This window comes from Dyella sp. NPDC103356 (genome assembly GCF_055584465.1).
Genome location: NZ_JBVJLZ010000014.1, coordinates 43,871 through 64,346 on the forward strand (window position 1 = coordinate 43,871; position 20,476 = coordinate 64,346).

The 20,476-nt window shown below is 59.7% G+C and carries 18 protein-coding genes; 12 read left to right on the top strand and 6 right to left on the bottom strand.

Annotated features, from left to right (window positions below; translation table 11 throughout):
• Both ACZ6WW_RS22435 and ACZ6WW_RS22440 read left to right on the top strand, forming a co-directional pair.
• Positions 1–267, top strand: a complete 267-nt coding sequence (locus ACZ6WW_RS22435) for a ClpX C4-type zinc finger protein (protein ID WP_465276173.1) — start codon at positions 1–3, stop codon at positions 265–267.
• Between the two features lie 2 nt (positions 268–269).
• Positions 270–647 carry a hypothetical protein gene (locus ACZ6WW_RS22440; RefSeq protein WP_465276174.1) on the top strand — a complete coding sequence of 126 codons (378 nt, stop codon included), beginning with the start codon at positions 270–272 and terminating at the stop codon, positions 645–647.
• A gap of 82 nt (positions 648–729) precedes the next feature.
• Here ACZ6WW_RS22440 and ACZ6WW_RS22445 read toward each other — a convergent pair whose 3' ends face one another.
• A complete protein-coding gene (locus ACZ6WW_RS22445) occupies positions 730–1,899 on the bottom strand; it encodes a lactonase family protein (RefSeq protein WP_465276175.1) in 1,170 nt (389 codons plus the stop codon).
• Positions 1,900–2,218: 319 nt separating this feature from the next.
• Here ACZ6WW_RS22445 and ACZ6WW_RS22450 point away from each other — a divergent pair, with 319 nt between their 5' ends.
• A complete protein-coding gene (locus ACZ6WW_RS22450) occupies positions 2,219–2,554 on the top strand; it encodes a transposase family protein (RefSeq protein WP_465276176.1) in 336 nt (111 codons plus the stop codon).
• 127 nt (positions 2,555–2,681) lie between these two features.
• On the opposite strand, the gene ACZ6WW_RS22455 is transcribed toward ACZ6WW_RS22450, so the two are convergent.
• Both ACZ6WW_RS22455 and ACZ6WW_RS22460 read right to left on the bottom strand, forming a co-directional pair.
• Entirely contained in the window at positions 2,682–3,005 is a 324-nt protein-coding gene (locus ACZ6WW_RS22455) for an EF-hand domain-containing protein (protein WP_465276177.1), read from the bottom strand.
• A 118-nt stretch (positions 3,006–3,123) separates the two neighbouring features.
• Entirely contained in the window at positions 3,124–3,471 is a 348-nt protein-coding gene (locus ACZ6WW_RS22460) for a hypothetical protein (RefSeq protein ID WP_465276178.1), read from the bottom strand.
• Between the two features lie 141 nt (positions 3,472–3,612).
• Here ACZ6WW_RS22460 and ACZ6WW_RS22465 point away from each other — a divergent pair, with 141 nt between their 5' ends.
• On the top strand, positions 3,613–5,607 hold the full coding sequence (locus tag ACZ6WW_RS22465; RefSeq protein WP_465276179.1) for a beta-L-arabinofuranosidase domain-containing protein: 1,995 nt from the start codon (positions 3,613–3,615) through the stop codon (positions 5,605–5,607).
• Positions 5,608–5,834: 227 nt separating this feature from the next.
• Here the strand turns inward: ACZ6WW_RS22465 and ACZ6WW_RS22470 are convergent, their stop codons facing one another.
• Both ACZ6WW_RS22470 and ACZ6WW_RS22475 read right to left on the bottom strand, forming a co-directional pair.
• Entirely contained in the window at positions 5,835–7,448 is a 1,614-nt protein-coding gene (locus ACZ6WW_RS22470) for a glycosyl hydrolase family 28-related protein (protein ID WP_465276180.1), read from the bottom strand.
• Between the two features lie 90 nt (positions 7,449–7,538).
• Positions 7,539–8,615, bottom strand: a complete 1,077-nt coding sequence (locus ACZ6WW_RS22475) for a LacI family DNA-binding transcriptional regulator (RefSeq protein WP_465276181.1) — start codon at positions 8,613–8,615, stop codon at positions 7,539–7,541.
• A gap of 342 nt (positions 8,616–8,957) precedes the next feature.
• Here ACZ6WW_RS22475 and ACZ6WW_RS22480 point away from each other — a divergent pair, with 342 nt between their 5' ends.
• Genes ACZ6WW_RS22480 through ACZ6WW_RS22515 form a run of 8 tightly spaced genes read left to right on the top strand, consistent with a single transcriptional unit; the run spans position 8,958 to position 17,357 of the window.
• Positions 8,958–10,154, top strand: a complete 1,197-nt coding sequence (locus tag ACZ6WW_RS22480; protein WP_465276182.1) for a Gfo/Idh/MocA family protein — start codon at positions 8,958–8,960, stop codon at positions 10,152–10,154.
• The gene (locus tag ACZ6WW_RS22485) at positions 10,151–11,368 is read left to right on the top strand and encodes a nucleoside permease (RefSeq protein WP_465276183.1); all 1,218 of its coding nucleotides are present in this window, start codon (positions 10,151–10,153) and stop codon (positions 11,366–11,368) included. Before ACZ6WW_RS22480 ends, ACZ6WW_RS22485 begins: the two co-directional genes overlap by 4 nt.
• A gap of 42 nt (positions 11,369–11,410) precedes the next feature.
• The gene (locus tag ACZ6WW_RS22490) at positions 11,411–12,298 is read left to right on the top strand and encodes a sugar phosphate isomerase/epimerase family protein (protein WP_465276184.1); all 888 of its coding nucleotides are present in this window, start codon (positions 11,411–11,413) and stop codon (positions 12,296–12,298) included.
• A gap of 19 nt (positions 12,299–12,317) precedes the next feature.
• Positions 12,318–14,009, top strand: coding sequence for a GMC oxidoreductase (locus tag ACZ6WW_RS22495; RefSeq protein WP_281850810.1), 1,692 nt, complete (start codon positions 12,318–12,320; stop codon positions 14,007–14,009).
• 12 nt (positions 14,010–14,021) lie between these two features.
• Positions 14,022–14,612: a gluconate 2-dehydrogenase subunit 3 family protein gene (locus ACZ6WW_RS22500; protein WP_465276185.1), complete on the top strand. Its 591-nt coding sequence runs from the start codon at positions 14,022–14,024 to the stop codon at positions 14,610–14,612.
• On the top strand, positions 14,609–15,664 hold the full coding sequence (locus ACZ6WW_RS22505) for a sugar phosphate isomerase/epimerase family protein (RefSeq protein ID WP_465276186.1): 1,056 nt from the start codon (positions 14,609–14,611) through the stop codon (positions 15,662–15,664). Before ACZ6WW_RS22500 ends, ACZ6WW_RS22505 begins: the two co-directional genes overlap by 4 nt.
• Positions 15,665–15,666: 2 nt before the next feature.
• On the top strand, positions 15,667–16,572 hold the full coding sequence (locus tag ACZ6WW_RS22510; RefSeq protein ID WP_465276187.1) for a hydroxypyruvate isomerase family protein: 906 nt from the start codon (positions 15,667–15,669) through the stop codon (positions 16,570–16,572).
• Between the two features lie 14 nt (positions 16,573–16,586).
• Positions 16,587–17,357, top strand: coding sequence for a 3-keto-disaccharide hydrolase (locus ACZ6WW_RS22515; RefSeq protein WP_465276194.1), 771 nt, complete (start codon positions 16,587–16,589; stop codon positions 17,355–17,357).
• Positions 17,358–17,571: 214 nt separating this feature from the next.
• Here the strand turns inward: ACZ6WW_RS22515 and ACZ6WW_RS22520 are convergent, their stop codons facing one another.
• Positions 17,572–20,457, bottom strand: coding sequence for a glycoside hydrolase family 38 N-terminal domain-containing protein (locus tag ACZ6WW_RS22520; protein ID WP_465276188.1), 2,886 nt, complete (start codon positions 20,455–20,457; stop codon positions 17,572–17,574).
• Positions 20,458–20,476 lie beyond the last annotated feature (19 nt).

Consider the following 20,476-nt stretch of genomic DNA (forward strand, 5'->3'; position numbering starts at 1 on the left):
ATGGCTGGCAAAGATGACGAACGTCTTCGGACGGAATTACTACGCCTCAAATTCGGGATACTCGAAAAGCACGAGGGCCCAGACCCAGACTCAAGGAACATCAGGGATCTTCAACCGCCATTCTGCGATTTCTGCGCGAAGGCGCGTAATGAAGTTCAGGGGATGGTAGAAGGCAGAGGCGGACACCTTCATATGTGCAATGAATGCGTGCTGGTGGCACATAAGATCCTTTTTTTCGACATCGATACCATCGATTCTCAGGAATAGAAATGAAGATATCAAAGATGCTCTTGATCTCCTTGCTCATCGCATCACAGCCAAGCATGGCCAGCGGGACACCTGACCCTGCAGAGCAAGCCGTTATCGTCCATTTCAATTATGGATCGACCGACCTCAAACCGATCTTCGCATTGGAAGACAAGCTCGAAGCTGCCATCAAACAAGCCGGCGCTGGGGAGTTCGATGGTGACGAAGTCGCCTCGGATGGTCACGACGGTTATATCTATATGTACGGGCCAAGTGCGGACAAGCTGTTCGATGCGATCAAGCCTGTCCTCACAACCGCCCCATTCATGAAGAATGCCAAGGTGGTAAAGCGCTATGGACCACCTGACAGAGCGACAAAGCAGACGGAAATCACTCTTTGATGTGAGATCCGGGCATACATGAAAGCCCCACGCCATCCACTCGCATGGCGCGGGGCTTGCCTCCGCTACTGTCTCGCCGGACTCAAAGCGCCAGACCTTGCATGCCGCTTGCTCCGGGGAAGACCGCCGTTTGGCCGACCTTGAATAGCTGGCCTTCGGGCAAGATCAGATAGCTGTCCACGTCACCACCCAGGGAGTTGCCGACGTAGAGAAACAGCCCGTCTGCCGACACTTTCAGATCGGTAGGCGCGGCCCCGCTCTCCAACGTGGCTGCAATGCCATTGCCGATCAGAGTAAGCGCGCCGTTCTCGCCGATGCGATATGCACTGATGTCCCCTTTTCCCGCATTGGCAGTGAACGCGTAGCGTCCCGACACCGCCAGCCAGCAGGCTGCGGCTTGTCCGTTGGCGATGTCGCTGGAGATCGCACGCAATTGGCCGTCGCGCGTCACGGAGTAAGAACTTGCCGCCGACCCTGCCGCTTCGCTGGTAATCAGATGGCCACGCGCATCGAACGCAAAGCCAAACGGTTGTGGATCGTTCGATGGCGTGATGGCCGGGTCTTGAGCCAGATCGCCACGACGATCTACGGAAAACAGCTCAAACCAGCCCTTGGCGGAAGCGTCCTTGACGGACACCGCCAGCCATTGGCCATCGGGCGTCAACTGAAGTTCTGCCGGTGTCATCCCGACATTGGGCTGATTGCCCACCAGTACCTGGTCCGTACCGATGACGCGGGTTTCGTTGGGCTCCGCCGTCAGGTGTCCATTGGCGTTGAGTTCGAACACCGAAACGTTCGACGCGCCGGCCGAGTTCAACACATAAACCCGGTTTCCTCGCTGCGCCACGCTGACGGGATACGTGCCACCCGAGGCCCTTACATCGGTCAGGATCAACTGGCTGCCGCGGATAGCGAACACCGAAACCTGATTGCTGCCCGCGTTGGTGGCAAACAACCATCGACCGTCGTCGCTTTTGAGCAATGCATTCTGCGAACCAAGCGGATCAGGCGGCGGCGTAGTGGTACCCACACCAACGCCGGCACCACCGGTAGCCACTACCGCAACTTTATCGAGCCCGCCAAAGACGCTGCGCTTGAGCACCGCGACACTGTTGGCGTGAATATCGTTGGACATCACATAGACGTAAGGGGAATCCACACGTGGTAAAGCCGCAGAAGATTGCGCATAGGCACTACCGGTCAAGCCGAGCGCGATCGCAACGCCGGCGGTAAGCAGTCGAAGGGATTGCATGGTCAGGTCTCCTTGGGCCAGGGGGGCCACATGAGACTTCGCCGACTATCTCGAGGTAGTTACCTCGCCGCTCCAAAAGCTAAGAATCTCTGGCGTCGACTAAGTGTTTCCAGATAGAAACACTGTTATGTGACGCAACTCGCATTAAACCGGCCCGCCATTGGCGCGGCCACTTGCTCACGCCATCCCGGCATTTATGAAATGATGCTCGTTTCAACGGGCGACTTTAGAGGCTCTATCCTTGTCTTCACGCAGGGAATCTTTCGCACTGACTACTCGCCGCTACAGGCGACACCAAGAAATTGCTGGCGGCGGCTTCATGGTTTTTATGCTGACGATACCGGCAGTTTTTCTGCTGGATAAAAAATACATGCCAGCACTCATGATCGTCGCGCTGATAGGTTGGCTCATCGCCCTTGCCGCCGCTTTTACCGCGCCGTCGCTTCAATGCCCTGAATGCAATGAGTACATCAGCCGTACCAACGGCAGCCATTGCCCGGCATGCGGCGATCAGGGCTTATCGGAACGCAGCTGGCTACGTGCCCGGGCATGCTCCAGTTGTGGGCAACAGCTGATCTATGGCAAAGGCGGACGCCGCTTCAAGATCCGCTGTTGCACGCATTGCGGTACGCATCTGGATGCAAGGGGCCTGTAGAGCCGAGGGCCACATCGGGGACGTCCATCATCGATGAGGTGACATCCATTTTCTGAGCACCCGAAGACGCCCTCCACGGATGCCCCCGATCTCTCCGCTACGCCGTGGGCACAGACAGTGCAGCCTTTTAATGCCCAGCCGAAGAACTGGGCGGAGCTACATGACCACGCAATAAGTTGCTTTGAATAAAGGCACGTGTGTCTGCCTTGGTGACGTAACCTTTGTGGTCCGTATCGATTTCGTCAAAGTGCTTGGCTATCGCCGGCGTCGCTCCAGATTGCGCTTCTTCCCGGGTCAGCTTGCCATCGTGGTTTTTGTCGGCCACATCGAAGTTCTTCTCGATGCTCCTTACGCTATTGGTAAGTTGAGAAAGGCCGGCCTGGGCGATCGACGCTGTGGACGCTGCGCCAAGAACGGCACCAGTTACGATTGCGATTGTTAGACGACGCATGATGATCTCTCCGTTGGGAATAATCCCATCAAGGAATGCACGTAAGTGCGATACAGATCAGTTCATATGGCTCGCTTTGAATGTACTGGCTGAAAAGATCATCAGCCGCGCTGGCCTGTTACTTGATTTGCTCGCGGACGACCACCCATGGAGCGGCAATCAATGTGGTCACCAGCATCATGATAGCCAAGCGAAAAACGTGACCGGAACTCTGTATGTCATAACGCTTTGTCCACGCCCTATGAAAGAGATCGACAGCGAACCAGGCGCCGATTGCCGTCATCAGGGCAATGCAAATCGCTATCGCATCCGCAAGCCGCCGGCTACCAAAGAACGTGGTGGTGGTCTGCGCCAGCAATGCGCAGGCTGTCGAATAGGTAGCCAGGTTTCCGGTGGTGCGCAGGAAATTAATGAACTCCTGCTGGAAATAAACTTTGAGATGGTTCGCTTGAGTGTCGTTTCGCATGGCGCGATCTAACCCCTCTGACCCGTTGGGCTTTTTTACATCAAAGCGCCGAAAAGAGAAACGTCCACATGGGGCCGAGGGGCTATAGTTGGCTATCAGTGACACGCTTCGACGACTAGCCTGGTAAGTGAGGTTTTCCGAATGCATGATTCGACCGCTCCTGGCCGCCGCAACTTTCTTAGAGCGTCCGTACTCGGAGCGCTCACGTCATGGCTGCCATTAGAGGCACTCGGTGCAGCGACGGCTCCAGCCGCCGCCGTATTTCCACCAGCGCCCCTCGCGCCGCAACCGTTTCAGTTGCTTCCCGCCGGCTCGATTCGCCCCTCGGGTTGGTTGCGTCGCCAGTTGGAAGTCCAGGCCGCAGGTCTCGGCGGCCGGGTAGACGAGACCTGGCCGGATCTGGGCCCCAACAGCGGATGGCTCGGCGGCAAGGGCGAGTCCTGGGAACGCGGGCCGTACTTCATCGATGGCTTGTTGCCCCTGGCATGGCAGCTCGATTCGCCCTCGTTGAAAGCGAAGGCGCAGCGATTCATCGAGTGGACGCTCGAAAATCCTTGGTCCAACGGCATGTTCGGACCGAAGAGCAATGACGATTGGTGGCCACGCATGGTCATGCTCAAGGCACTGACCCAGTATCAGGAGCTGACCGGCGATGCGCGCGTGCTGCCCTTCATGACACGCTACTTCCACTACCAGCTGGACGCATTGCCGGAACGCCCATTGCGCGATTGGGGCCGGATGCGTTGGCAAGACGAAGTGGCCTCCGTGCTCTGGCTGTATGCGCGTACGCAGGACCCAAAGCTTCTTGAGCTGGCCGCTTTACTGAAGAAGCAGGGCTACGACTGGCAAGGTATGTACGCCGATTTTCCCTTCCGGGAAAAGACCGACGCGAAGCTGCTCGAGGCCAAGAGCGGCAAGGATGTCTTCATGGAGGACGACGGGCTGCAGGTGCACGGCGTCAACGTCGCGCAGGCACTCAAGGCATCGCCGGTGTGGTCGTTGATCTCGCGCGACGCGAATGACCGCGCCGCGATCCATCACCAGCTCGCCATGCTCGACCGCTACCACGGCCTGGCCAATGGCATGTATTCCGCCGACGAGCATCTTGCCGGACGCAATCCTTCCCAAGGTACCGAACTGTGCACGGTGGTGGAGGCGCTGTATTCGTTGGAGGTAGCGCTGGCGATCACCGGCGACGCCGCCCTGGGCGACCGGATCGAACGTATCGCCTATAACGCATTACCGGGCGCCTTTACCGACGACATGTGGGCACACCAGTACGATCAGCAGCCCAACCAGGTGGAATGCAGCCTGCACCGCCGACCGTGGACGACCAACGGTCCCGAAGCGAACCTGTTCGGCCTCGATCCGCACTTTGGCTGCTGCACGGCCAACTTCCACCAAGGCTGGCCAAAGCTGACGGCAAGTCTGTGGATGGCCTGCGCGGACGGAGGCCTCGCCGCAACGGTTTACGCGCCCTGCCGCGTCAAAACCGTGGCGCGCGGAGTGCCCATCGAGATTGAACAAGACACCGACTATCCCTTCCGCAACGACATCGCCATGACGATGCGGCCAGCATCCCCGGTGACGTTCCCCCTGCGCCTGCGCCTGCCGGCCTGGTGCCGCTCCCCGTCGGTGCGAATCAACGGTGAGCCGATGAAGGTGAACGCCGGAGAAGGCTTCCTTACGGTGGAACGCCAATGGACCGCGGGCGACACGATCCACCTGTCGTTTCCCGCCGAAGTCGTTACCGAAACAGGCTATAACGACTCGATAAGTTTCAGCCGGGGCCCGTTGGTGTTCTCGTTGCCGATTGGCGAGGCCTGGGTGAAGTGGCGCAAACGCGGTCTTACCAATGACTGGCAGGTGTATCCGACTTCGCAGTGGAATTATGCCGTGAGCGCTGATGGCACCGTGGAGGAGCATACGATCGGTGCGCTTCCTTTTGCTGGTGCAACACCGGCGGTGACGCTTACCGTGCAGGGGCGGCTTGTGGCATGGAAGGCACAAGAGGGCGCTGCTGATCCTGTGCCCGTGAAGCCCGAGGTGGAGGACGAGCCGTACACCACATTGCGTCTTGTGCCTTACGCGGGCGCGAAGCTACGCATCACTTCGTTTCCGGCGCTGACTTCTTGAAGTTGCGCTTGGCGATTTGATATTAGAGTTGGAGACAAAGCATCTCGCGTGGTGCGGCGAGTGCGCATTTGCAGTGCCTCCTAAAGCCCAAGCGTGGTAGCAGAGACATCCAACATTCGCTTGGGCTGCATGCCCGGCTCCAAGCAACGAGGAGTCGGATTTATCAACGATGCGCTTGAATCACCGTTCAAATGGACCAGCCCCCATGAATTGGTCAGCGCGAACTTTTAGTGCCCGATCCACGTCCACGAAGGACTGGTGGAGTAAGTTACGCTGATCGAGTCGCCTGGCTCGAGATCGATCGCGCCATTTGCAGCGCTAGAGGGGATCGCCTGCCCATTGATCTGTAAGGCCGTGATGTTGCCTCCAGTCATGTATACGCTACACCGCACACCCAAGTTATTGGTTAGCGCGGCACCAGAGGGCGGCAAGGCCGGGGTTCCAACTGCGAATGGATTGAAACCATATACGCCACGGTAGTAGCTGCCAACCGTGTTGTACGCACCGGAATACTTGTTGGTGCAATTGGTCACGCTGCCTCCGCTTATCCGTATGTGGTCGCCTCCGGCAAAAACAAAAGCGGTGCTACAACCATCGACTATGCAGTTGTTGAGCTCAATGTAGGATCCGCCGTTTAGAAAAAATCCAGCGCCACCGGAGAATCCAGACACCGTTGTTGCGTTGAACGTGACGAACTGACCTCCGGGGTACACTACAATAGGGTTCAGATTGGTGAAGCCGCCTCGGGGCGTAATTGTGCCACCGTTGTAAGTTACGTACTTTGCCTCAACAATTTGAATCGCAAGCACAGTGGGCTGGTCGATATCAACGCCATTGAATTCGATAACCTCGGGGAAAGCAGCCACTCCGCTTCCTTGCTTGATCACGATTCCCTGGGCAGGGTATACCCCAATGCATTGAGAAAATTTGCAGCCTTGACAGTCGTTCTCAATCACAATAAAACTCGCGCTCGCTGCCCCACCATCCGTTAGATCGCCAGCAATGACTTGGCTGAAATAGCTAGTGATGCCCCGTCGCAGGTAGATCGCAGCAGGGTCCATGACAGTCGAAACACCGGTGCCGCTATTGGAAAAAAGCAAGCTATTGACAGTTAAGTGATAGATGTAATCCGTATCCACGGAAGACCAGAAGCGGAACGTGCCCGCAGGATTGCTGCTGTATCCGCGACTTACTACATCTAGAATCTGATGGTGTTGTCCCCGATCTATAGCCATGCTCTGCGTACAGCCAGCAAACAGAACTCGCTCCACGCAAGTCATCTCGCAAAGCGTAAAGTGCATCCCAATCACATTGGATTTAGATGTTTGAATGCCAAGGTCACACACTGTGATGTTGGCATAAGCAAATGAACTTTGGATGCAAGAGAAGACTGTGATACCGCTGACACCAACAACAATCGTTGCAGAGCCTCGCCCCGATCCTCGAACCGTTACACCAACCGGTATCGTGAATCCTGCGCTGACCAAATATTCCCCATCAGGGAAAAATACACATATCGGGTAAGCCTGCCCCGACGCATATGTGAAAGCCGCCGTGATGGCCGCGGTATCGTCAGCGGCTCCATTTCCAACAGCTCCAAACTGCTTGACGCTTATGTACGTCGATGTCGATTGTGTTTGAGCATTGGCTTTGGTGGAGGTAATAGCTAATGTGCCGCCAACGACGAGCGGGAGCGCTCCAACAAATTCCCGTCTTTTCATGATGCTTTCCTCACTATCAGTCGCAACCCATGATTCATATTGGAAGCGCCAGGGCGTCCGCGCCTTCAACTCGCGCCACCAGGCACGCAGCACATTTGTATCAATCTTGACTTCGCTCAACCGACGTCCAACGCACAGATCGAACTCATTAACGACGATTCAAAGACCGTCACCTCAATGAATCCGCTCCATGGTTACGCTGCTTCGTCATCAGCGCCCATCCGCTCGCGGCGCCGTGGATCCCCGCACCACCAAATCCGCCGACAGCACCCGCTTCCGCGGCGGCACCTCCGGATCATTCAGCAGCTCGATCAACATGGTCATCGCCTCCCGCCCCAACGCGTTCTTCGGTTGGGCTACGGTAGTCAATGGCGGCGAGGTGTACCGCGCGAAACGAATGTCATCGAAGCCAACCACGGAGACATCCTCCGGCACGCGCAATCCATGCGAGATCAAAGCACGCATCGCACCGATCGCCATTTCGTCGTTGGAGCAGAACACTGCGCTAAACGACTGCCCCTGCGATAGAAACAGGTCAATGGCGCGCTCGCCCGCCTCGATCGAGAAGTCACCGACGGCAGTCAGCGCGGGGTTTGCGGCAATCTTCGCTCGCTGCAACGCAAGCTGATAACCCTGCTCCCGGTCCACACAAATCGGACTCGACGACGGCCCGGCAATAAAGGCGATATCGCGATGCCCCAGCGTCACGAGATAGTCGACCGCAGCGCCCGCCGCAGCAACGTTATCTATATAGACGCTGGAAATCTTCTTGTCCTTGACGTACTCACACGCATTGACCACAGGCAGGCGCCCATCAATGGGGATGGCCGGGACGCGGTGGGACATGGTGATGATGCCGTCGGCCTGGCGGGCGGCGACCATATCGGCGTAGGCTTGCTCGCGTACCAGGCTGCTTTGCGTTTCGCCCAATAGCACCGAATAGCCGTTCTCGTGCGCTACCTGCTCGATGCCGCGGATGACCTCCGAGAAGAACGGGTTGGCGATGTCGGGGAGCAAGGCGATGATCAGGCGCGTGCGCGCCGTGCGCAGGTTGCGCGCCAACGCGTTGGGGGTGTAGCCCAGGCGCTTGACGACCTCGTGGATGCGCTGGCGGGTCTCCTCGCTGACGATCTCCGGCCGCTGCAAGGCGCGTGAGACGGTTGCAACTGAAACTTTGGCGATGGCGGCAATTTCCTTGACCGTCCGGACACGCGCAGGCTGCGGCGCAGCATTCTTGTCCGCGCCCTTCGCACTCTGCCGTTTACGCTTGGATCCGTCCGTACTCACGCGTTCCTATCCCCTTTGTCGCCATTGTGCCTGGGACGATACCAGCCGGTAGCGCCCTAGAACGAGATGCCTGGGTGGTCACCTCGATCGATATTTGTGCAATGCAATGTAATGGATTACATGAAATCGTTGCGCCTGCCTTTGCGCATCTGTTACATACACTGCCACATTTCAAGCGCTCTACGACGAAGTCGCCTGTGGCGCTGAAGCAAAATCCAAACCTGTGAAGCAGCAAACACCAGTGTTTATGCGGATGTAATCGAATACATTTTTGCGACAGCGGTAGCTCGGAGGGGAAATGGCAGGCCAGTCCATAACGACCAGCGCCAGGGTGGGGGCCCGATGAAGAAGCTCGGCATGGGGCTTGTCGGCCCCGGCTTTATTGCCGCACATCACCTCGATGCCGTGCGTCGCCTGGGCGACGTCGAGATCGTCGGTATCGCTGGCTCCAGCCTCGAATCCGCAAAAAAACGCGCGCGCGAACTCAACGCCGGGCGTGGCTACGCGAGTTACCAGGAACTGCTGGCCGACCCCGCCGTGCAGGTGGTTCACAACACCACGCCCAACCACTTGCACCGCGAGGTCTCCCTGGCCGCGCTACGTGCCGGCAAGCATGTGATCTCCGACAAGCCGCTTGCCAGCAGTACGCCCGAAGCGCGCGAACTGTACGAAGCCGCGCGCCAATCGGGTGTCGCGCACGTGGTCACCTTTAACTATCGCGGCTACCCGCTGGTGCAGCAGGCGCGCGCGATGATCGCCAAGGGCAAGGTCGGCCCGGCGGTGTTCGTGCATGGCTGTTACTTGCAGGATTGGTTGACCGACGAGCGCGCGTATTCGTGGCGTCTCGACCCCAAGCTGGGCGGTGCCAGTTCCGCGCTGGGCGATATCGGCTCGCACTGGTGCGACCTGGCCGAGCATGTGACCGGCGCGCGCATTACGGCGGTGCTGGCCGATCTGCATACGGCGGTGCCGGTTCGCGATGTCCCAGCCGCTTCGCCCAAGGCTTTTGCCGGCGCGGCCAAGTCGGCGCCACGGCGCAAGATCAAGATCACCAGCGAAGATGTCGCCAGCGTGCTGCTGCGTTTCGACAACGGCGCGCGCGGTTGCGTCACCGTGGGTCAGGTGCTGCCCGGTCACAAGAACGATCTGCGTTTGGAAGTGAATGGGCGTCTCGCCTCGCTGGCATGGCGGCAGGAGCAGCCCAACGAGCTGTGGATCGGCCACCACGCGCAGGCCAATACGGTACTGACACGGGATCCCGCGTTGCTCGATCCCGCCGCGCGCGGCTATGCGCATCTGCCCGCGGGTCATCCGGAAGCCTGGGCGGATGCGTTCCGCAATCTGTTGGCCGATGCCTATGCATGGATTCGGCGCGGGGGCACCCCTGAAACCAAGCCGGTCGCGCTACCCACGTTCGCCGACGGCTATCGCAATAGCCTGCTGGTCGAGGCGATGCTCAAGAGCCATGCCGCGGGCGGCATATGGCAGCACGTCGAAGACCCTCTCGAAACACCACGCACCAAGAGGAAACGCGGATGAAATGGCGCCTTAGATTGATGATGCTGTTCGAGTTCGCGATCTGGGGCGCGTGGTACGTCACGGTCGGCACCTGGCTGGGCCAGACGCTGCATTTCAATGGCAAGGAAATCGGCGCGGTCGCGGGTACCACCGCGATCGGCGCAATGATCTCGCCGCTGTTTGTCGGGCTGCTGGCCGACAGGCTGTTCGATACGCGCCGCGTGCTCGCGATATTGCACATCATTGGCGCCGTGCTGCTGGTGGTCGCTGCGCAACAGAGTTCGTTCGCAACCGTTTACGGTGCCCTGCTGGCCTATAGCCTGTGCTACATGCCAACGCTGGCGCTGACCACCTCGCTCGCCATGCGGCATATCAAGGATCCACAGGAAGAGTTCGGCGCGATCCGCGTGTTCGGCACCATCGGCTGGATCATCATGGGGCTGATCGTCGGTGCCTGGGGCGTGGAAGCGACCGCATCGCCCTTGCTCCTGGCCGCCGGGCTGTCGGTGCTGATGGCGGTCTATTGCCTCACCCTGCCCGCTACGCCGCCGCTCGCACGCAATACGCGCTTCGAACTGCGTCATGCACTGCCGCTGGAATCCCTGCATCTGCTGCGCGACCGCTCGATGGCCGTGTTTGCGCTCGCCTCGTTCCTGATCTGCATTCCGCTCCAGTTCTATTACGCCTTCACCAATCTGTTCCTCAACGAAATCGGTGTGGTCAACGCCGCCGGCAAGATGACCGGCGGGCAGATGTCGGAACTGTTCTGCATGCTGCTCATCCCCTGGTTCTTCCGCCGCCTGGGCGTGAAGTACATGCTCGCCGTCGGCATGCTGGCCTGGGTGGTGCGCTATACGATGTTTGCCTACGGTGCTCCCGGCAGTCTGATGTGGATGCTGTGGCTGGGCATCATCCTGCACGGCATCTGCTTCGATTTCTTCTTTGTGGTCGGCCAGATCTATATCGATCGCGAGGCGCCATCTGCCTTGCGGGCGGCAACGCAAGGGTTGATCACTTTTCTGACCTACGGTCTGGGTATGTTCGTCGGCTCGTGGCTGTCCGGCGTGGTGGTCGATACCTATGCGCGCACCAACGCGCAGGGTGTGGCGACGCACGACTGGCATGCGATCTGGCTGATCGGCGGTGCCTGCGCGGTCTTCGTGCTCATCTTGTTTGTACTGCTGTTCAAGGATCGCAAGGCGACGACAGGTAGCCCTGTCACTAGTGCCGGCTGATTAGACACCTCGCACCCACCTGGTCTTCAGAGAGAAATGTTCATGATGACTCGCAGGCAGTTCCTGGCTCGTTCCGCGCTTTGTGGCACGGCGGCTTGGCTTACCCTTGGCACGCCGGGAAAGATCCTCGCCGCCAACGCCAAGGGCAAGACGCTCGGCATCCAGCTCTACATGGTGCTGAAGGCGTACCAGGACGACCCCAACGGCACGCTCAAGACGCTAAAGTCGATCGGCTACACCGAGATCGAAGCCATCATCACCAGCACGGCCAAGACGCTGCGCGATCAGTTGAATGAAGCCGGCCTGCGCTGCCCCAGCATGCATTTCGACAGCCTGGGTTTCGACGCCGGCGTCGAAGCCGCGCACGTGCTCGGCACGCAGTACATCGTCAGCAGCATGCTGCCGTCGATCATGCAGAAGGAACTGGCCACGCAGGGCAAGAGCGCGCCGGAGCCGACCTACTCGCTCGACGAGGCCAAGCGCACCGCGGAGTACGCCAACCGCCTCGGCGAAAAGGCCAAGCAGGCGGGCCTGCAGTACGCCTATCACAACCATCATCTCGAATTTACCGACGTGGGCGGTGGGCAGACGTTCTACGACGTGCTGCTCAAGGAAACCGATCACAAGCTCGTGCAGTTCGAGCTCGACTGCGGTTGGGTGCATGCGGGCGGCAAGAACCCTGCCGATTACTTCAAGGCAAATCCTGGCCGCATCCCGCTGATGCACGCCAAGGATTTCCTGCCCGGCGGCGCCAAGGATTATCCGGGCGCAGAACTCGGCCGCGGCACGCTCGACTACAAACCGATCATGGCGGCGGCGGATACCTCTGGACTGAAGCACTGCTTCGTCGAGCAGGAAGGCCCCTTTAGCCGCATGAGCCAGCTCGACGCCGCGCGCGTCGATTACGCCTACCTGCGCCCGCTGCGCTGAACTGTCTTAAGGGAATCGCATGGAAAAGAACACATACGACGCCATCGTTGTCGGCACTGGCGTCAGTGGCGGCTGGGCCGCCAAGGAACTGACCGAGAAAGGACTCAAGACCCTGGTGCTCGACCGTGGCCCCATGGTCAAGCATGGCGACTACCCCACCGCGATGAAGGCGCCGTGGGAGCTGCCGTACGCCGACGAGCCGACGCAGGAAGACATCGCGCGTCATCCCAAGCACACGCGCCCGTCGTTCTACGGCATTACGCAGTCCACCAAGCACTGGTTCGTCGACGACATCGACAACCCGTATGAAGAAACCCAGCCGTTCGACTGGTTCCGCGGTTACCACGTCGGTGGACGCTCGCTGATGTGGGGCCGGCAAAGCTATCGCTTCAGTGAGATGGACTTCGAAGCGAACGGCAAGGAAGGGGTCGGCGTGGACTGGCCCATCCGCTATAGCGACCTTGCTCCCTGGTACGACTACGTCGAGCACTTCATCGGCGTCAGCGGGTCGACCGAACATCTTGCGCAGTTGCCGGACGGTCAGTTCCTGAAACCCATGGAACTCAACTGCGTCGAGAAGGATTTCAAGGGCAAGCTGGACGACAAGTTCAAGCGCAAGCTCATCATCGGCCGCACCGCCAATCTCTCCGAGCCGCTCAAGCACGACAAGAGTCCGCAACGTGGGCAATGCGAATATCGCAACCTGTGCATGCGCGGCTGTCCTTTCGGCGGCTATTTCAGCAGCAACTCGTCAACGCTTCCTTCCGCGGAGAGAACCGGCAATATGACGATCGTGACCAACGCGATTGTCTACGAAGTGATCTACGACAACGCCAAGGGCAAGGCGACCGGCGTGCGCGTGCTGGATGCGGAGACCGGTCATCAGACGGAATACTTCGCCCGCGTGATCTTCCTCAACGCGTCCACCTTCGGCACCACGCATATCCTGCTCAACTCGGTGTCGAGCCGCTTCCCCAACGGCTTCGGCAACGACAGCGGCGAAGTGGGCCACAACATCATGGACCACATTTTCGGCAACGGTGCGCGCGCGCTGGTCGAGGGCCATGAAGACCGCTACTACTCCGGGCGCCGGCCCAATGGCTTCTATATTCCACGCTACCGCAACGTCGGCGGCGACAAGCGCAACTACCTGCGCGGTTTCGGCTATCAGGGCGGTGCGAGCCGCAGTGACTGGACGCGCCTGGTCAACACACCGGCCATCGGCGACGAGCTCAAACACGCCGCGGAGAAACCGGGCCCCTGGTGGGTGTCGATGATGGGCTTTGGTGAAATGCTGCCCAATCACAAGAACATGGTGACCCTCGACCACAGCAAGAAGGACAAGTACGGCTTGCCCGTGCTCAACTTCGATGCGATACACAGGGAGAACGAGACCCTGATGACCAAGGAAATGCTCAGCGACGCCGTGGAGATGTTTACCGCCGCCGGCTATCGCGATGTGAGCACCTTCTCGATGCAGGCCAATGTCGGCGCCGGCATCCATGAAATGGGTACCGCACGCATGGGCCGCGACCCGAAGACCTCGGTGCTCAATGCGTGGAACCAGATGCACGCCTGCAAGAACGTCTTCATTACCGACGGCTCGGCCATGGCCTCATCCGCCTGCCAGAACCCCTCCCTGACTTACATGGCGCTGACCGCACGCGCGGCCAGCCATGCCGTGGAAGAACTCAAGCGCGGCAATATCTAAAGGAGACGCGCCATGAACCGTCGTGAATGGTTGAAAAGCATGTCCATGCTTGCCGTCGGCGCCTTTGCCGCGCCGTCGTTGCTGGCTGTGTTCGATGCGCATGCCGCTTCGCAAAAGCCGGGGGCAGCGCCTCGATTCTTCAGCCCGCCCCAAGGCAGTGTGATCGGTGGGGTGGCCGATATCATCATCCCGCGCACCGATACGCCGGGTGCGATCGATGCGGGCGTGCCGTTGTTTATCGATCAGATGTTCCATGACGTCTATACCAAGGCCGATCAGCAGCGTTACCTCACCGCACTGGCTGCGTTCGACCAGGCGGGCGGCAAGCCGTTCATGCAGCTCGACGAAGCGAAGCGCAAGGCGCTGGTCACCAAGCTTCATAACGAAGCAATAAGCCATTCGAACCACACCACGTTGGCACCCGCTGCCGACTTCGTGCTGATGACCAAGAAGCTGACCATGCTGGGCTTCTTCATGTCCGAACCCGGTTGCACACAGGTGCTGCAATACATCGCCGTGCCCGGTGGCTACAAGGCCGATATACCGCTGTCTGAAGCTGGCAACGGCAAGGCCTGGGCGGTTGAAACGGAACTGAAGATATGAAAACGCTCAAGGGTCCGGGCATCTTTCTTGCCCAGTACGCGGGAGATGCGGCGCCGTTCAACACGCTCCCTGATATCGCCCGCTGGGCGGCGTCGCTCGGCTTTGTCGGCGTGCAGATCCCCAGCAACGATCATCGCCTGTTCGACCTGGAACAGGCGGCGGCAAGCAAGACGTATTGCGATGACATCGCGGGCATGCTGGCCGAACACGGGCTGGCGGTGACCGAGCTGTCCACGCATCTGCAGGGCCAACTGGTGGCCTCGCATCCCGCCTACGACCGTTTGTTCGACGGCTTCGCGCCTGCTGCATTGCGCGGCAACACGGCAGAGCGCCAAGCCTGGGCGGTACAACAGCTCAAGCTCGCGGCGAAGGCGAGCCAGCATCTTGGCCTGACCTCGCATGCCACCTTCTCCGGCGCGCTGGCCTGGCATCTGTTCTATCCGTGGCCGCAACGTCCCGCCGGATTGATCGAGGAAGCTTTTGCGGAACTCGGCAAACGTTGGCGGCCCATCCTCGATGCCTTCGACGATGCCGGCGTCGATGTCTGTTATGAACTGCACCCCGGTGAAGACTTGCACGACGGCGCGACCTTCGAGCGTTTTCTCGACGCCGTCGGTCAGCACCCGCGCGCCAACATCCTCTACGACCCCAGCCACATGGTGTTGCAGCAGATGGACTACCTCGAGTTCATCGACTTCTATCACGAGCGCATTCGCGCGTTCCATGTAAAGGATGCCGAGTTCCGTCCGAATGGGCGCGCGGGCGTCTATGGCGGTTACCAGAGCTGGATCGACCGCCCCGGCCGTTTCCGCTCGCTGGGCGACGGGCAGATCGATTTCGGTGCGATCTTCAGCAAGATGGCGCAATACAGCTACCCAGGCTGGGCCGTGCTCGAATGGGAGTGCTGCATCAAGGATGCCCAGCAAGGCGCGAAGGAAGGCGCGGCGTTTATCCGCGACCACATCATCAAGGTCACCGAGCGCGCGTTTGACGATTTCGCAGCCACCGGCAGCGACCGCGCGTTCAATCGCGACATCCTGGGACTCACCTAACCATGACAACCACCTCTCCCGGCATCAGCCGCCGTACCGCACTCGGCCGCATCGCAGCCGCCGCGGCGGCGGTCGGCGCCATGCCGTTGCTTGCTTCCGCCGATACCGTCGCCGGCAAACCCGCTCCCGAGAAAGCCGGGCCTGGTCGCCTTAAACAATCACTGAGCCGCTGGACCTCCAAGGCGCCATTGCCCGAACTGTGCAAACACCTCAAGTCCCTCGGCTTCGTTGGCGTCGATCTGCTGTATGCGGACGAATGGGCGACGGTGACCGACAACGGTCTGGCGGTAACGATGGGTTATCCCGCCAAGCGCGATAACTTCATCACGATGGGTTTCAACGATCCGGCCAATCACGCCGCGCTGTTGAAGGAGTTGGAAACGACGATTCCGTTGGCCAAGCGCGCCGGCCTGACCAACATGATCACCATGTTCGGCAACCGCAAGACGGGTATCGACGAGCGCCAGGCGATCGACAACTGCGTCGCCGGCCTCTCCAAGATCGCACCGCTCGCCGCCGAGAACGGCATCACCCTGTGCGTGGAGCTGCTCAACAGCAAGGTCGACCATCACGGCTATCAGGGCGACAGCACGGCGTTCGGTGTCTCGGTAATGAAGGGCATCAACTCGCCCAACGTCAAGCTGCTCTACGACATCTATCACATGCAGATCATGGAGGGTGACGTGATCCGCACCATCCGCGACAACATCCAATGGATCGGCCATTTCCACACCGGTGGCGTGCCGGGTCGCCATGAGATCGACGGCACCCAGGAGCTCAACTACCACGCCGTCGCCAAGGCGATCGCGGATCTGAATTTCCAGGGTTACATCGCGCACGAGTTCATGCCGTCGCGATCGGACCCATTCGATTCCTTTGCCGAGGCGTTCAAGATATGCACGGTATGAACTTTCATCGAGGAATGGCCTTGAAACAGAAAAGCGCGGCGGTCCTTACCCTTTTCGTTCTCGCATCGTCCGCATGGGCGCAGACCGATCCCAAGGCGACGGAGCAGTGGGAGCCCGAGCCCAAGGTCATCACGGCGGGCAAGCAGGACAGTGCGCCGCCGTCTGACGCCGTCGTATTGTTCGACGGCCGCGATCTCGCGCAATGGGAAACGTCCAAGGATCATTCGCCCGCACTGTGGAAAGTGCACGACGGCGTGGTGACGGTTGAGAAAGCCACGGGCAACATCCAGACCAAACAGCACTTCAAAAACTACCAGCTACATCTGGAATGGCAGGTACCCACGGACATCACCGGCGAAGGCCAGGCGCGTGGCAACAGCGGTGTGTTCCTCGCTTCGACCGGGCCGGGCGACGAAGGCTACGAAGTCCAGATCATGGATTCATTCAAGAACAAGACCTATGTCAACGGGCAGGCCGCCAGCATCTATAAACAGACGCCTCCCCTGGTCAACGCCATGCGCCCGCCGGGGGAATGGCAGACCTACGATATCGTCTGGACGGCACCGATCTTTGCCGCCGACGGCACGGTGAAGTCGCCGGGCTACGTGACGCTATTCCATAACGGCGTGCTGGTGCAGAACCATACTCAGCTTAGCGGCGAGACCTTTTATATCGGTAAGCCGAAGTACAAGCCGTATACCGATGCGGCGATCAAGCTGCAGGCGCACGGCGATCATTCGCAGCCAATTAGTTTTCGCAATATTTGGGTGCGACCGCTGGATTGAGCGCGGCTTTGCATGATTGTGCGTTAATAGAGCGCCCCCTCACCCCAACCCTCTCCCCCGGCGAAGCCAGGAGAGAGGGGGCTTACTGAGGGAACCTCAATGTTTCGCACTTGCGCAACCTAGCTCCCTCTCCCCTGGCTCTGCCGGGGGAGAGGGTTGGGGTGAGGGGGGGCTTTTTGTTAAGGCGAAAGACCCGCACGCGCGAACATAAACCTCAACCACTACGCGACGCCGTTCTCACCGTCACTAGCTCGCTCGCTACCATCGAAAACTCATTCGATAGCGCTTCGAGCGATTGTTCCGCAAGATTGCTCCGTGTCGTCTTACCCACCCGCGCACCTTGCGACCATGTCATGTGTACGTTCGCAGTCTTCCCAGATGCGTTGAACAGACGGACGATCCATGCCTTGCCGTCGTCACTTGGCTTGAACTCCTGAACCAGAATGTCCGAAGGCTCAATCTGCAATAGCGGTTCGTGCGAAATGGTCGTTTCCGTTGCACCAACCACCACCAGCGGCTGACTCAGGCCGGTGGCGAACCGGCTTGCTTCGGCAAAATCCGCACCTCGATGCGGCCTTAGTGCATAGCGGAAGGTAACGGGACCTTCCTGCCAGGCCCGATAATTGGTGCCCCAGTGATTGTTCATGACCCACGAAAAGAATGTCTGGGTCGGGTCCAGATGACGCATCCATACTTCGGGATTCGTCTGCGAATTCAGCTTCGTTGCGGTGATGCCACCCACCTCGATAAGCGGCGCATCGAGTGTTACCCAGGTGACGCCCATGGACGCATTCGAAACATCGACCCAACGGCCTACCGGCATCCAGTTCTTGCACGAGCCCGGAAGTTGATCGAGTTCCGGCCGAACATGGGCGAAGGCACCGTCCACGGTCAGTTGCCCATCCGCCACCGCGAACGGAAAGGCGAACTGCAGGCTTTCCTTCAGGACCGGATGGCGGCCGTTCTTGTCCGCCGTCTTTGCATAGTCGGCACGCTGCTTGTCGACGGTGTTGTAAAGCTCCAGAAAGTCCTGATCGGCGGTAAGACGGATACGCCGCACAAGACTCTTGCACAGCGGAGCGCTCGACTCCACGCGCAAGGTGACAACCAACGGTCCGTGCTCCTCGACGGTAATCGTCGCGGCGCCGCTCTTGCCGAGATGCTGAACATCGTCACCTTGCAGCAGTACGAACTCGTTCAACGCCCATCCGGCCCGGTTGTCGACCAGATTTCCGTTGTCTCCATCCATCGTCAGCTCGGCGATATTGCCGGAGGCTGGATCAATGCGTGCGCGAAGCAGGCTATTGCGTAATTCGCCATCTTGAAACACCACGGGCGATGACGGCGCGGCCGGCGATCCCGACGTCACCGTGAAGCGAGATGATCCGAACCCAACAACCGAAGGAATCAGAACAGCCAGTTCGCCGCTCGACAAACGTTGCGAAGGCAGAGGATGACCATGCGCATCGACGACACGATCCCCGGCTGTTGAAAGCGCAGGCGAGATCAGTACCACGCCGCCCCGCGCCCAGGAAGAAGTGTTGATGACATCAATGCTTTTCTGCCTCGCGCCGGCCTTCTCGTCCGCGAGCGCAAACAGCGCCTGCGACTTGCGCTCACCCTCCAGCGCGAACTCGCGTTTGACGTTCCACTGATTGATCGTCATGGCGGCCTCCGGCTGCGTCACGCTCGCAGCCGCACCCCACGTGTGCTCGGAATAGAGCAACACATCACGCCAGGCATCCTTGAAGGACGCCGCTTTGTAGGCGCCAGGCCGAGTCAGTGCAAGCAAGGTTGCCGCCTGCGTCAGGCGGTCCGCCGTGTTTCGGTTGATGGCCGTCTCAAGCGCGGAAGACGCCGCGCCATCTTCCCAATAAGGCGTCAGATCGCCTTGCAGCTGCGGCAACTGCCCACCGTAGCGCCGCTCGAACGCCGCGAACGCTGTGCTCGCCGATGCAATCGCGAACTTCGGCCATTCGTAGGTCTCGTTCCACGTGCGGACAAACTCCGCGATGCCGGGATCGGGCTCGGCGTTGTCGCCGTGTCCGGCCCAACGAACATAGGAGATGTCGTAGGGAAAGCGGACCTCGTCCATGCGTTCCTGGTATGTGCCGACCCACTCGTCGTTCGCCGCCATGACATGGGACATGGCGTACCCGGTCCACGGTATCCAGAACAGCACTTTGTCCTTGCCGGATTTCGAAACCCACCAGAACGGCTTGTCCTGCAACGTGTCCATAAAGCGGCCGATGCGATCGAAGTAGTTCGGCGCCGCGGAGAAATAGCGGATTCCCGCCTGGGCCATCGCGTCGACGGTGCCCCAGGTATAGCCGGGCACGTCGCTCATCATCGCCGAGTCGATCTTCGTGCCGGCAGCCTCGGACAGCTCGGTGCCATAGCGGAACAACTGCAACAGTTCCTCGGGCCGGCACAATCCCGTCAGCTCGTTCGCATACGACCCGTTGAGCGCAATCCGCCCCTTGCGGACTGCGTCAAGAAACTCGGCTTTCTCCGCGGCGGATTTGCGCTTCATGTACAGGTCCGCGCCCCAGAGCACTTCAAGATTCCACACGAAGCGCGACCCTTCGGGATAACCGGCTGTCTTGCGCGCGAGGTCGATACCAAGCGCAATGTTGCGCATCTGCCGCTCCTCGACATCCGCCTGCATCTCGGTATAGCCCAGGTCATGATGCGAATGAGGCAGCACATAGACCTGCATCTTGCGAACAGGCTGCAACATTGCCGATTCGTTGAGAACGGCGCGGCCCCGGCGGACCGAAACGGAAACTGCCGTGGGATGAAGCACCGGATCGACGAAGACATCGAAAGTCTGCTTGCCCGCGGCGAGCGATCGTCGATCCACCTCGGCACCGTTGATCGACGTTATCACCGTGTCTTGCGCGGTGTCGGCTTCGAACGTTAGGCGGATAGGCTGGCGTAGGTTGCCGCCGATGCGCCGAAGGCCCCTGATCGGCTGGGCGATCTTCGCGGTGGCGTTGCCAGGAACCACAGCCCCGACGGCCGTTGAAATGAACGGCCTCCCAAACGCTACCGCACCCGAGAGCAAGGACATACCCTTGAGCAAATCGCGACGATTCATGCCACTTCCCATCTCGCAA

Bases quoted from the DNA above. Each gene is read 5' to 3' on its own strand.
- ACZ6WW_RS22435 (WP_465276173.1), top strand. From the start codon at position 1: ATGGCTGGCAAAGATGACGAACGTCTTCGGACGGAATTACTACGCCTC.
- ACZ6WW_RS22440 (WP_465276174.1), top strand. From the start codon at position 270: ATGAAGATATCAAAGATGCTCTTGATCTCCTTGCTCATCGCATCACAG.
- ACZ6WW_RS22445 (WP_465276175.1), bottom strand. From the start codon at position 1,899: ATGCAATCCCTTCGACTGCTTACCGCCGGCGTTGCGATCGCGCTCGGC.
- ACZ6WW_RS22450 (WP_465276176.1), top strand. From the start codon at position 2,219: ATGGTTTTTATGCTGACGATACCGGCAGTTTTTCTGCTGGATAAAAAA.
- ACZ6WW_RS22455 (WP_465276177.1), bottom strand. From the start codon at position 3,005: ATGCGTCGTCTAACAATCGCAATCGTAACTGGTGCCGTTCTTGGCGCA.
- ACZ6WW_RS22460 (WP_465276178.1), bottom strand. From the start codon at position 3,471: ATGCGAAACGACACTCAAGCGAACCATCTCAAAGTTTATTTCCAGCAG.
- ACZ6WW_RS22465 (WP_465276179.1), top strand. From the start codon at position 3,613: ATGCATGATTCGACCGCTCCTGGCCGCCGCAACTTTCTTAGAGCGTCC.
- ACZ6WW_RS22480 (WP_465276182.1), top strand. From the start codon at position 8,958: ATGAAGAAGCTCGGCATGGGGCTTGTCGGCCCCGGCTTTATTGCCGCA.
- ACZ6WW_RS22485 (WP_465276183.1), top strand. From the start codon at position 10,151: ATGAAATGGCGCCTTAGATTGATGATGCTGTTCGAGTTCGCGATCTGG.
- ACZ6WW_RS22490 (WP_465276184.1), top strand. From the start codon at position 11,411: ATGATGACTCGCAGGCAGTTCCTGGCTCGTTCCGCGCTTTGTGGCACG.
- ACZ6WW_RS22495 (WP_281850810.1), top strand. From the start codon at position 12,318: ATGGAAAAGAACACATACGACGCCATCGTTGTCGGCACTGGCGTCAGT.
- ACZ6WW_RS22500 (WP_465276185.1), top strand. From the start codon at position 14,022: ATGAACCGTCGTGAATGGTTGAAAAGCATGTCCATGCTTGCCGTCGGC.
- ACZ6WW_RS22505 (WP_465276186.1), top strand. From the start codon at position 14,609: ATGAAAACGCTCAAGGGTCCGGGCATCTTTCTTGCCCAGTACGCGGGA.
- ACZ6WW_RS22510 (WP_465276187.1), top strand. From the start codon at position 15,667: ATGACAACCACCTCTCCCGGCATCAGCCGCCGTACCGCACTCGGCCGC.
- ACZ6WW_RS22515 (WP_465276194.1), top strand. From the start codon at position 16,587: ATGGCCTTGAAACAGAAAAGCGCGGCGGTCCTTACCCTTTTCGTTCTC.
- ACZ6WW_RS22520 (WP_465276188.1), bottom strand. From the start codon at position 20,457: ATGAATCGTCGCGATTTGCTCAAGGGTATGTCCTTGCTCTCGGGTGCG.